General features: G+C 64.6%; 10 protein-coding genes. 1 reads left to right on the forward strand and 9 read right to left on the reverse strand.

What is annotated here, in order from left to right; all coding sequences use genetic code 11:
* The 9 genes from BRAO375_RS23525 to BRAO375_RS23565 all read right to left on the reverse strand — a co-directional run.
* Window positions 1-915 (reverse strand): glycerate kinase type-2 family protein (locus BRAO375_RS23525; protein WP_035641840.1); only part of this gene is annotated, 915 nt, incomplete at its 3' end.
* A gap of 28 nt (window positions 916-943) precedes the next feature.
* A complete protein-coding gene (locus BRAO375_RS23530; protein WP_009029954.1) occupies window positions 944-2167 on the reverse strand; it encodes an ABC transporter substrate-binding protein in 1224 nt (407 codons plus the stop codon).
* A gap of 247 nt (window positions 2168-2414) precedes the next feature.
* A complete protein-coding gene (locus tag BRAO375_RS23535) occupies window positions 2415-3638 on the reverse strand; it encodes an ABC transporter substrate-binding protein (RefSeq protein WP_009029955.1) in 1224 nt (407 codons plus the stop codon).
* A 344-nt stretch (window positions 3639-3982) separates the two neighbouring features.
* Entirely contained in the window at window positions 3983-5206 is a 1224-nt protein-coding gene (locus BRAO375_RS23540; RefSeq protein WP_009029956.1) for an ABC transporter substrate-binding protein, read from the reverse strand.
* Between the two features lie 10 nt (window positions 5207-5216).
* Window positions 5217-6233 (reverse strand): branched-chain amino acid ABC transporter permease, encoded by a 1017-nt coding sequence (locus tag BRAO375_RS23545; RefSeq protein ID WP_009029957.1) that lies wholly within the window; start codon window positions 6231-6233, stop codon window positions 5217-5219.
* 2 nt (window positions 6234-6235) lie between these two features.
* Window positions 6236-7114 carry a branched-chain amino acid ABC transporter permease gene (locus BRAO375_RS23550; protein WP_006609551.1) on the reverse strand — a complete coding sequence of 293 codons (879 nt, stop codon included), beginning with the start codon at window positions 7112-7114 and terminating at the stop codon, window positions 6236-6238.
* A gap of 13 nt (window positions 7115-7127) precedes the next feature.
* The gene (locus tag BRAO375_RS23555) at window positions 7128-7841 is read right to left on the reverse strand and encodes an ABC transporter ATP-binding protein (protein ID WP_009029958.1); all 714 of its coding nucleotides are present in this window, start codon (window positions 7839-7841) and stop codon (window positions 7128-7130) included.
* Window positions 7838-8635 carry an ABC transporter ATP-binding protein gene (locus BRAO375_RS23560; protein WP_009029959.1) on the reverse strand — a complete coding sequence of 266 codons (798 nt, stop codon included), beginning with the start codon at window positions 8633-8635 and terminating at the stop codon, window positions 7838-7840. Before BRAO375_RS23560 ends, BRAO375_RS23555 begins: the two co-directional genes overlap by 4 nt.
* Window positions 8636-8701: 66 nt before the next feature.
* Window positions 8702-9598 carry an IclR family transcriptional regulator gene (locus tag BRAO375_RS23565; RefSeq protein ID WP_009029960.1) on the reverse strand — a complete coding sequence of 299 codons (897 nt, stop codon included), beginning with the start codon at window positions 9596-9598 and terminating at the stop codon, window positions 8702-8704.
* A gap of 212 nt (window positions 9599-9810) precedes the next feature.
* On the opposite strand from BRAO375_RS23565, the gene BRAO375_RS23570 reads away from it, so the two are divergent.
* The gene (locus BRAO375_RS23570; RefSeq protein WP_009029961.1) at window positions 9811-11904 is read left to right on the forward strand and encodes a 3-hydroxyacyl-CoA dehydrogenase NAD-binding domain-containing protein; all 2094 of its coding nucleotides are present in this window, start codon (window positions 9811-9813) and stop codon (window positions 11902-11904) included.
* The last annotated feature ends 95 nt before the right edge of the window (window positions 11905-11999 follow it).

The raw sequence follows: 11999 nt of genomic DNA on the forward strand, positions 1-11999 counted from the left end.
CGCGCGGGCCTCCCGCGCCAGCTTGGCGTGGTCGGCTGCCACCTCTCGCGCCTCGCCCTCGAGATCGGCGCCGAGGTCGAGCACGTCGTAGCCGGCCGCCTTCACGGCGGCGACAGCCGCTTCGAGCGAGCTCGCGGGACGCGCGATCAGCTCGAACGAGGCGCGGGCAAACGCCGGATCGCCCGGCTTGCAGCTCTCATTGGCCGCATCCTCGAGCGCCCGGGCGATCGCCGGATCAACCTCGAGCCTGTATTTGGCGACGATCGCCCGCGCATCGGCCAGCGTCGTCGGATCCGGCACGGTCGGGCCGGAGGCGATGGCCGAGGGATCGTCATGGGGCACATCGGAGATTGCGAGCGTCACGATCTCGGCCTTCTGCCCCGTCCTGGCGAGCCGGCCGCCCTTGATGCGCGACAGATGTTTGCGGACGACGTTCATCTCGCCGATCGGCGCCCCCGAGCGCAGCAGCGCCCGCGTCAGCTGCTGCTTCTGGGCGAAGCTGACGCCATTCGCCGGCGCGACCCAATTGGCCGAGCCGCCGCCGGAGATCAGCACCAGCATCAGGTCATCGGCCTCCGCCGTAGCGGCCAGCTGCAATGTGTCGTCAGCCGCTTTGAGCCCGGCTTCGTCCGGCATCGGGTGGCCGGCTTCGATCACCTTGACGCATCGGGTCGGCACGCCATGGCCGTGGCGGGTGGTTGCAATGCCGGTCAGCTTCGCGGCATCGAACCCGAGCGTGTCGAGGTAGTGGCGTTCCGCGGCCACGGCCATCGCGGCCGCGCCCTTGCCGGCGGCGAGGCAGATGATGCGGCCCTTCGGCGCTGCCGGCAGGAAGGCCGGCAGCACGACGTCGGGGTGTGCCGCGGCGACCGCGGCGTCGAAGATCGCGCGCAACAGCGGACGGCGGCTGCTCATGCGGCGCCGCCCGCGGATGCGCGATCGCCTACTTCAGCTCGCCGCTCATGACCTCGCCGAACAGCTGCCAGCGCTCGCCCTTGAACTGCATCAGCTGCAGCTGCTCGATCGGCTGGAAATCGTCGGGGCCGGTGGTCAGCGTGATGCCGGGCAGCAGCCCGCCCTGCGCAAACTGCTTCAGGCTTGCCGCCTGCTTCATGACATTGGCGCGGGTCAGTTCGTCGCCGCATCGCTTCAGCACCTCGACCATCGTGGTGGCGATGTTGTAGCCGGTCAGCGCCGACGAATCCACGGGGTTGATTTCCGGCAGATATTTGGCGAGCAGCTCGCGGAACGCGCCGAGGCCGGGATCATTGGCCCATTGCGGATCCGAGGCGTCCTTGGCGTAGGCGGCCGAGATCACGCCTTGCGAGTTCTCCACACCCGCCGGCCGCATCACCGCTGCGGTCGAAGCGCTGACGTTCGAGATGATGGTGAGCGGCTTCCAGTTCATCTCGCCGAGCTTCTTGATCGCCTGCGCGCCCGATTTCGGAGTCGTGAACAGGATGACAATGTCGGGATTGGCCGACTTCATCTTGACGATGTGCGACTCCACCGTGGGCTCGGCGATCTCGTAGCTCTCCTCGAGCACCACGCGCGAGGCATCGCCGAGGCCGTCCTTGAGGCCCTTCAGGTAATCCTTGCCCATGTCGTCGTTCTGGTAGAGCACCGCGATCTTGCCGGTCGGCTGCTGCGCGGTCAGATATTTCGCGTAGATGCGCGCTTCGGACTGGTAGCTCGGCAGCCAGCCCATGGTCCATGGATTGGTTTTCGGCTCGTTCCACTTGGTGGCGCCGGTCGCCACGAACAGCTGCGGCACCTTCTTGGCGTTCATGTATTTCTGGATCGCCGTATTGGGCGCGGTGCCGAGCACGCCGAACAGGAACAGCACCTCGTCGCTCTCGACCAGCTTGCGCGCCTGCTCGACCGTCTTCGGCGGCGAATAGGCGTCGTCATAGGAGATGAAGTTGATCTTGCGGCCGTTGATGCCACCCTCGTCGTTGACCTTCTTGAACACGGCCGACATCGCCTTGCCGACCGAGCCATAGGCCGAGGCCGGGCCGCTATAGGGCACGATGTTGCCGATCTTGATCTCGGTGTCGCTGGCACCGGTGTCGTACTTCTTGTCGGCATAGGCGCTGCTGGCGGCGGCGCCGACGAGGGCGAGGCCGAGCAGGCTCGAGAGCGTGCGGCGGGTGAGGGCAGTGGTCACGTGGGGGACTCCTTCTCGGCCTTGGAGCTTGGCCTTGTTGTTGGACTCGCCCGCGCAACGGGCGACTCGTTTCACTCCGAAGGCGTCCCCATAGCGTAGTCACGCGCACGACGTAACCGCCGCCGACGCATGACCGCCGCTCGTTCAACTCCTAGCTTAAAGAATGATGGGAAAAGAAAGCAGATTTGTCGGAAGATGCATCCTCCTGCGGCGTGACGCCGCAGGAGGCATGATCAGTTGGTTGATATCAGCCGCCGACGTCGGCCGAGATGACATCGCCGAACAGTTCCCACTTCTCGCCCTTGAAACGCATCAGCTGCAGCTGGCTGACGGGTGCGAAGTCGGTCGCCGACGTGTTGATGGTAATGCCCGGCAACAGCATCTCGGTGCGGAAGTTGCGCAGGCTCGCCGCCTGCTTCATGACGTTCTCGCGGGTGAGATCGTCGCCGCACTGCTTCAGCACCTGAACCAGGGTCTGCGCCACGCCGTAGCCGACGACGGTGCCGCCGTCGAGCTTGTCGCCTTCCGGAAAGTCCTTGGCCATGAATTCGAGGAACTGCTTCATGCCTGCGTCATCCTTCCACTGCGGGTCGGAGACGTCCTTGAGGTAGGCGGCCGAGATGATGTCCTGCGAGTTCTCGTAGCCGGCCGGCTTCAACACGCTGCCAACCGAGGCGGAGACGTTGTTGAGGAGGTGCAGCGCCTTCCAGTCGATCTCCTTGGCCTTCTTGATCGCCTGTGCCGCGAATTTCGGCGTCGTGATATTCATGAACACGTCGGCGCCGGTCGACTTCAGCTTGACGATGTGGCTGTCGATCGTGGGCTCCGTCGTCTCATAGCTCTCCTCCATGACGATCATGCTCGCCGCCTTGGCGCCGAGCCCGTCCTTGAGGCCCTTGAGATAGTCCTTGCCGTAATCGTCGTTCTGATAAAGGACCGCGATCTTGGCGTCGGGCTTCTCCTTGAGCAGATACTTGGCGTAGATGCGCGACTCGGCCTGGTAGCTCGGCTGCCAGCCCATGGTCCAGGCGAAGTTCGAGGGATCGTTCCACTTGGTGGCGCCGGTCGCGACGAACAGCTGCGGGACCTTCTTGGCGTTCATGTATTTCTGGATCGCCGTGTTCGACGGCGTGCCGAGCGAGTTGAAGATCAGGAGCACCTCGTCGCTCTCGACCAGCTTGCGCGCCTGCTCGACGGCCTTCGGCGGCGAATAGGCGTCGTCATACGAGATGAAGTTGATCTTGCGGCCGTTGATGCCGCCTTCGGCGTTGATCTTCTTGAAGTAGGCCGCCTCGGTCTTGCCGATGATGCCGTAGGCGGATGCAGGTCCGCTATAGGGCATGATGTTGCCGATCTTGATCTCCGTGTCTGAGGCGCCGGTGTCGTATTTCTTGTCGGCGGCGAATGCGCCCGTCGAGGCAAGGGCGATGGCGGCGACCGAGGCAAGCGCTGCTCTGCGCGTGATCATCATTGTGCGTGTCTCCCGTGTTGTTGTTGATGACGTGTCATGGCCTCCTTGGTGGAGGCTCTCATTGTGACGGGCGACTATAGCAGAGCCGGTGCGGCAGGGCTGCGACATCGCGGCACGGTCCGTGTTTTCGCGGTCCTCCGGCGTTCAGTCGTGTGCAAGTGCGAGATGTCGACGCAATCTCGACGGGTGCGTGCTTTGCAAGAACAGCTTGAGATCAACGGATCGGCGCTGATAGGCAGTTGACTGCAGCGGCGAGCATGCATGAAAAAGCCCTCCGTGCGTCAGCACGGAGGGCCAGTGAAGATCGGCACCGCTTTCTGCGGCGATGCGCGATGACTCCAATCCTACTCGATGGCGCCGCTGATCGCCTCGCCGAACAGCTCCCACTTCTCGCCCTTGAACCGCATCATCTGCAGCTGCTCGATCGGGGCGAAGTCGGTGGCCGAGGTGTTGATCTTGACGCCCGGCAGCAGCGTGTCGGGCGCGAAATCCTTCAGGCTTGCGGCCTGCTTCATCACGTTGGCGCGGGTGAGGTCGTCGCCGCACATCTGCAGCACCTTCACCAGCGTCTGCGCGGCGCCATAGCCGTACACGGTCGAGCTGTCGAGCTTGTTGGCGTCGGGATAGTACTGCGCCAGGAACTCGAAGAACTTCTTCATGCCGGGATCATTGTCCCACTGCGCGTCCGCCGCGTCCTTGGCGTAAGCGGCCGAGAGAATCCCTTGCGAGTTCTCGAAGCCGGCCGGCTTGATCACGCTGCCGACCGAGGCCGAGACGTTGACCACCAGATGCAGCGGATGCCAGTCGATCTCGGCGAGCTTCTTGATCGCCTGCGCCGCGAATTTCGGCGTGGTGACGCTGAAGAAGACGTCGGCGCCGGAGGCCTTCAGCTTGACGATGTGACCGTCGATCGAAGGCTCGGAGGTCTCGTAGCTCTCCTCCATCACGATCATCGACGCGGCCTTGTCGCCCAGGCCGTCCTTGAGGCCCTTCAGATAGTCCTTGCCGAAATCGTCGTTCTGGAACAGCACGCCGATCTTGGCGCCGGGCTTCTCCTTGAGCAGGTACTTCGCGTAGATGCGGCCCTCGCTCTGGTAGCTCGGCTGCCAGCCCATGGTCCACGGGAAGTTCTTCGGATCGTTCCACTTGGTGGCGCCGGTGGCGACGAACAGCTGCGGGATCTTCTTGCCGTTGAGGTACTTCTGGATCGCCGAGTTCGACGGCGTGCCGAGCGGATTGAAGACGAACAGCACCTCGTCGCTCTCGACCAGCTTGCGCACCTGCTCCACCGCCTTGGGCGGCGAGTAGGCGTCGTCATAGGTGACGAAGTTGATCTTGCGGCCGTTGATGCCGCCCTCGGCGTTGATCTTCTTGAAATACGCCTCCTCGGTCTTGCCGATCACGCCGTAAGCGGACGCCGGGCCGCTATAGGGCATGATGTTGCCGATCTTGATCTCGGTGTCAGACGCGCCGGTGTCATACTTCTTCTGGGCGAGTGCTCCGCCCGAGGTGAGGGCGATGACCGCCGTCGCGAGCGCGGCGATTCGTAGTTGTTGAACGACCTGCAAGAGTTCCTCCTTAGTTCTTTCTGAGTTTGCCGAGCAGCTGCTGCGCCACCATCGCCACCTGCCGCGAGCCGTGCGGCACGAGGAAGATGACCAGGAACAGCAGCACGCCGAACACCGCGCCGGACAGGCCCTTTGAGATGCCTTCGGCGATATTGGGAACGAAGATGATGAACGCGGATCCGACGAACGAGCCGGGCAGCCAGCCGACGCCGCCCACCACCATGCCGAGGAACAGCGAGATCGCCAGCGTGATCGTGTAGCTGTCCGGCGCCACGAACTGCACGGCGATGGCCCCGAGTCCGCCGGCGACGCCGGTGATGCCGGCGCTGACGCCGAAGGCCAGCGTCTTGTAGGTCGCGACGTCGATGCCCATGGCGGAGGCGGCGATCTCGTTGTCGCGGATCGCCATGAAGGCGCGGCCGGAGCGCGAGCGCAGCAGGTTCACCGAGAAGATGTAGATCGCGATCGTGATCGCCAGCGTGAAGTAGTACAGCCACATGTCCTGTGACATCGGCAGGCCGAACGGGGCGTCCGGCTTGGTCACGACCAGGCCCTGCACGCCGCCGGTCCACTGCTCGAAGAAGCCGAGCTTGAGGATCTGCGGCATGGCGGTGGCAAGCGCGAAGGTTGCGAGCGCGAGATAGACGCCCGACAGCCGCAGCGCGGGCTGGCCGAACAGGAAGCCGGCGCCGAAGCAGATGACGCCGGCGACCGGCAGCGTCAGCGCGTAATTGACGTTGTACTGCTCCATCAGGATCGCCGACGTATAGGCGCCGATCGCGTAGAACGCGCTGTTGCCGAGCGAGAACTGGCCGGAACCGCCGGTCAGGATGTTCAGCGCCAGCACGGCGAGGCCGTAGATCAGAAGCATCGTCATCTGAAAGATGATGAAGTTCTTGACGAACAGCGGCACGACCAGGAGCAGCAGCACGATCACGAAGGCTGTGCCGGAGCTCAATGTCATGGCCCGCTTCGGAACGGCCTCGACCGCGGGCGCCTGGGATGCGATTTCCTCGACTGCGCTCATGATCAGACTCGCTTCACGATGTTGCGGCCGAACAGGCCGGCGGGTTTGATGACCAGGACGGAGATGATCAGCGCCAGGGCGATCGGCAGCTTCATCTCATTGCCCACATGCGGGATGTAGGTGCCGGCGAGGTTCTCGAAGATGCCGACCAGGAAGCCGCCGAGCACCGCGCCGAACGGGCTGGTGAGACCGCCGAGCACGGCCGCTGCGAAACCGTAGATCAGCACGCCGCCCATCATGTTGGGCTCGAGGAACACCACCGGCGCGATCAGCATGCCGGCGATCGAGCCGATCGCCGCCGCCATGCCCCAGCCCAGTGCGATCATCCAGGACGTGTTGATGCCGACCAGCCTTGCCGACTCGGGCAACGCCGCTGCGGCCCGCATTGCGAGACCCACCCGCGTGTACTGGAAGAAGAAGTACAGACCGACCAGCAGCAGCAGGGTGATTCCGATCATGCCGGCCTGGTGCGTCGAGATCAGCTGGCTGCCCAGGAAGGGCGAGGAGCCGAACGGCGTCGGGTACTGCTTGATCGTGAAGTCCCAGATCAGTCCGGCGCAGGAGTTGATGATCGAGAACAGCGCGATGAAGCCGGCGACCTGGGTGAGGATCGGCGCCTTGGTCAGCGGCTTGAACAGCACGCGCTCGATCGCAATGCCGCCGGCGAAGGAGAATGCCAGCGTGACGATGAAGGCGCCCCAATAAGGCAGGCCCCATTGCATCAATTGCCAGGAGATGAAGGTCGAGAACATCGCCATCTCGCCTTGCGCGAAGTTGAGATGATCGATCGCCTGGTAGATCATCACGACGGCGAGCGCCATGCAGGCGTAGATCGCGCCCGTCGCAATGCCGGCCAGGACCTGGTTGGTGAAAAGCTCCATTGTCCCGCCTCCGTTAGTAGCCCAGATAGGATTTGCGGACGTTCTCGTCGTTCGCGATGTCCTTGGCGACACCCGACATGACGATACGGCCGGTCTCGATCACATAAGCCTTGTCGGCGAGCTCCAGCGCGAGCTGTGCGTTCTGCTCGACGACGAGGATCGAGACCTTCTCCTCGCGGTTGATCTTGCCGAGAATGCCGAACAGGTCGCGGACCACCAGCGGCGCCAGGCCGAAGGACGGCTCGTCGAGCAGCATCAGCCGGGGACGCAGCATCAAGGCGCGGGCGACCGCGAGCATCTGCTGCTCGCCGCCGGACAGCGTGCCGGCCTGCTGGGTGTGACGCTCCTTGAGCTTGGGGAAGTAGGAGTACATCCGCTCGATATCGGCGACGATCCCCGCCTTGTCGCTGCGGGTGATGGCGCCGAGCTGCAGGTTCTCCTCCACCGTCATGTTGGTGAAGGTGCCGCGGCCCTGCGGCACATGCGCGATGCCGAAGCGGACGATGCTTTCGGTCGACTTGTTGTTGAGCGGCTTGCCCTCGAACTCGATCGCGCCGGTCGAGCGCACCATGTTGCAGATCGCGCGCAGGGTGGTCGTCTTGCCGGCGCCGTTGGCGCCGAGCAGCGTCGTCAGCGAGCCCTCGTTGAGCGAGAAGGAGAGGCCGTGCAAAGCCTGGACCTGGCCGTAATAGGCGCGCAGATCCTTGACGTTGAGAAGCGCCGTCATTGATCCTTGCTCCCGAGATAGGCCTTGATGACGTCGGGATCGGCCTGCACCTGGGCCGGCGTGCCCTCGGCGAGCTTGCGGCCGAAGTTCAGCGCCACGACGTGGTCGGCGATCGACATCACGAGACCCATGTGATGCTCGACCAGCAGCACGGTGACGTGACGATCGTCGCGGATGCGGCGGATCAGGTCGCCGAGCACATAGACTTCCTCGTGATTGAGGCCGCCCGCGGGCTCGTCGAGCAGCAGGATCTTCGGATCGGCCGCGAGCGCACGCGCCAGTTCGACGCGCTTCTGGGTTCCGAACGGCAGGCCGGACACGGTCTTGTGCGCGACCTCCTCGAGATTGAGATAGGCCAGAATCTCGTGAACCTTGGTGTTCACCGAATTCTCGCTGCGCCGGATCCAGGCCAGCCGTAGCGAATCCGAGATGATGTCGCTCGATGTGCGCGCGTGGGTGCCGACGCGGACATTGTCGAGCACCGACAGGTTCGGGAACAGCGCGACGTTCTGGAACGTGCGGCCGATGCCGATCTCGGCGATGCGATGCGGCGGCCGCGTCAGGATGCTGCGGCCTTCCATCAGAATATCGCCGGCGCTCGGCTGGTAGAGCCGGCTGAGGCAGTTGAACAGCGTGGTTTTGCCGGCGCCGTTCGGACCGATGAGGCCGAGGATCTGGCCCTGGCGCATGTCGAAGGACACGCCGTTCAGCGCCACGATGCCGCCGAACACGACGCTGACGTCGCGGACCGCGAGCAGCGGATCGTTCGTTGGGGCGAGTTGTGCCTGCGTCATCTCGTCTCGCCCCTCCCGAAATCGTTCCGGGACGGACGCGGCGCCAGCCGACCGCGATGATGCAGGCTATCTGATACCCTCGGCAACACGGGCAACTTTTCCTCCTGGCTTCGGCTTTTTATTGAGGTCTTTGTGAGACGAATTGTTCGGATGAACATTCGCCTGATTAGTTTGCGGCGCGAGTCCGCCAAGCGCTGCTTCGATTTTTCTTACCATCGCCACGAGGCGAGGTCCAATGTCGGTGAGCAGACGCTCTTCCGTGAAGCGGAATGCAGGCGCGCCGCAATTGATCGCGTAGGGACCCGTTCCATCGTTGAGCCTCAGCGCAGCGCCGACCGCGTGGACGTCGTCCTGCCATTCGCCGGCCGAGATCGTGAAGCCGTGCTTGGCGACGGTTTCGCCGGCGCGCTCGATGCCGTCGCGAATCCTGGGCCAGCGATTGCCGTAATGCTCGCGCATCTCGCGCATCAGCCCGGCGCGTTCCTCCTCGGGCAGCGCCCAGAGATAGGCGCGGCCCATCGCGGTGGTGGCGATCGGAATGCGCGAGCCGACGTCGAGCTCGACGTTGACGACGCCGTGCCGGCTCTGCCCGATATAGATCATGCTGAGCCGGTCGCGGCCGCCGATGGCCACTGCGCCGCCGGTTTCGCGCATCAGCTGCTCGCGGAACGGCTCCGACAGCTGGCGCACGCCCAGATTGGCCAGCGCGGCATAGCCGAGCAGCAGGGCTGACGGGGCGAGCTGATATTTCTCGAAGCGGGGAACGGGAGTGAGGTAGCCGAGCTTCGTCAGCGTGTAGGTCAGGCGCGACACGGTCGGCTTGGGCAGGTTGGTACGCGCCGCGATCTCCTGATTGCCCAGCAGGCCGTCATTGGGCCTGAAGGCCCTGAGCACCTCGAGGCCGCGCGAGAGCGCAACGACGAAGTTGCGATCGGTCGCGGGTTTCTTCCCTGGGCGTTTCATGTCATCGGCTGTTGATTGATGAGCCTCGTTGACAACGCTCGTGCTTCAAAATAACCCTTGCTGTCAAGATGTGGAATTACGTTTCGCACTGCGGAATTGCTATTCGGCAGCGAGTAGACGCAAGCAAGGCTGATACTCTGCGCAAATGAAGGTCCAACAATCGGCCGGTGCGTTAACCGGTCGCAAAGAAACGACATCCCAAGGAGCCTAGCGTGAGCGAAGTGGCAAAGCTTGATCGTCATGACATCATCGGCATCGTCACCATCGACAGTCCGCCGGTCAATGCGCTGAGTGCCGCAGTTCGCGGCGGCATCCTGGGCAACGTCAAGGCGGCGATCGAGGATCCCACGATCAAGGCCATCGTGCTGACCTGCGGCGGGCGCACCTTCATTGCCGGCGCCGATATCACCGAGTTCGGCAAGCCGCCGAAGCCGCCGGCGTTGAACGATGTTCTGAGCACGATCGAGAACAGCCCGAAGCCGGTGATCGCGGCCATTCACGGCACGGCGCTCGGCGGTGGCCTCGAAGTGGCGCTGGCCTGTCATTACCGTGTCGCCACCAGGGACTCCAAGCTCGGCCTGCCCGAAGTGAAGCTCGGCCTGCTGCCGGGCGCGGGCGGCACGCAGCGCCTGCCGCGCGCCGTCGGTCCGGAGCTCGCAGTCAAGATGATCGTCGGCGGCGATCCGATCAGCGCAGCCGAGGCGCACAAGAGCGGCCTGATCGAGGAGATCGTCGAGGGGCCGGCGTCGGGCGGTGTGGAGTTCGCGCGCAAGGTGGTGGCGGAGAACCGTCCACTGCGCAAACTGCGCGATGACGATTCGAAGATCGCCGCCGCCAAGGCCGATCGCTCGATCTTCACCAATGCGGTCGCTGCGATCACCAAGAAGTCGCGCGGTCTGGAGGCGCCGTTCGCGGCCGCCGATGCGGTCGGCTACGCGATCGATCTGCCGTTCGACGAGGGTCTGAAGCGCGAGCGCGAAGGCTTCCTCAAGCTGCTGACCAGCGATCAGTCGAAGGCGCAGCGCTACGCGTTCTTCGCCGAGCGCGAGGCCGCCAAGATCGCCGGCGTGCCCGAGGGCACCAAGGGCCGCAAGGTCGAGCGCGTCGCCATCATCGGCGCCGGCACCATGGGCGGCGGCATCGCGATGTCGTTCGCCAATGCCGGTATTCCCGTCACGTTGATCGAGACCGCGGAAGAGCAGCTCAAGCGCGGCATGGGCATCATGCAGAAGAACTGGGAGGCCACCGCGGCGCGCGGCGGCATCCCGGCGGATGCACCGGCCAAGCGCATGGCGCTGATCGACGGCAAGGTCGGGCTGGAGAACGTCAAGGACGCCGACCTCGTCATCGAGGCGGTGTTCGAGACCATGGCCGTGAAGAAGGAAGTGTTCGGCAAGCTCGATCAATACGCCAAGCCGGGCGCCGTGCTGGCCTCCAACACCTCGTATCTGAACATCGACGCGATCGCCGCCGAGACCAGCCGTCCGCAGGACGTGCTCGGCATGCACTTCTTCTCGCCGGCCAACGTCATGAAGCTGTGCGAGATCGTGCGCGCCGACAAGACCTCGCCGGATGCGCTCGTCACGGCGGTGTCGATCGCGCGCAAGATCGCCAAGGTGCCGGCGGTGGTCGGCGTCTGCGACGGCTTCGTCGGCAACCGCATGCTGGCGCAGCGCGGCAAGCAGGCCGAGAAGCTGCTGTTCGAAGGCGCGCTGCCGCAGCAGGTCGATGCGGTCGTCACCAAGTTCGGCATGCCGATGGGCCCGTTCGCGATGGGCGATCTCGCCGGTCTCGACATCGGCTGGCGCTCGCGCAAGGACAGGGGCATCAAGAGCGAGATCGCGGACGCGCTGTGCGAGGCCGGCCGCTTCGGCCAGAAGACCGGCAAGGGCTACTACAAATACGAGTCCGGCTCGCGTGCGCCGCTGCCCGATCCCGATGTCGAGAAGCTGATCGACGAGACGCTCGCCAAGCTCGGCCTCAAGCGCCGCAACGTGAGCGACGAGGAGATCCTCGAGCGCATGATGTATCCGATGATCAACGAGGGTGCGAAGATCCTCGCCGAAGGCGTCGCCGCGCGTCCGTCGGACATCGACGTCGTGTGGCTGTACGGCTACGGCTGGCCGATCTATCGCGGCGGCCCGATGTACTGGGCCGACAGCGTCGGCCTGAAGCACATCGCCGAGCGGCTGTCCTACTACGCCAACGAGACCAACGACCCGTCGCTGGAGCCGGCGCCGCTGCTCAAGAAGCTCGCGGAGGAGGGCAAGACGTTCGCATCGCTGGCGCAGGGGAAGGCCGCTTGAGGCTTCGCTCTAGCTCCGCGCTCAACTGCGCTCCCCTCCCCCTTGCGGGGAGGGGTAGGGGGTGGGGGTCCACAACGGCAGTCTCGCCCGGGGCC

Origin of the sequence: Bradyrhizobium sp. ORS 375 (assembly GCF_000239775.1) — a bacterium.
In the GTDB taxonomy this organism is placed as follows: domain Bacteria; phylum Pseudomonadota; class Alphaproteobacteria; order Rhizobiales; family Xanthobacteraceae; genus Bradyrhizobium.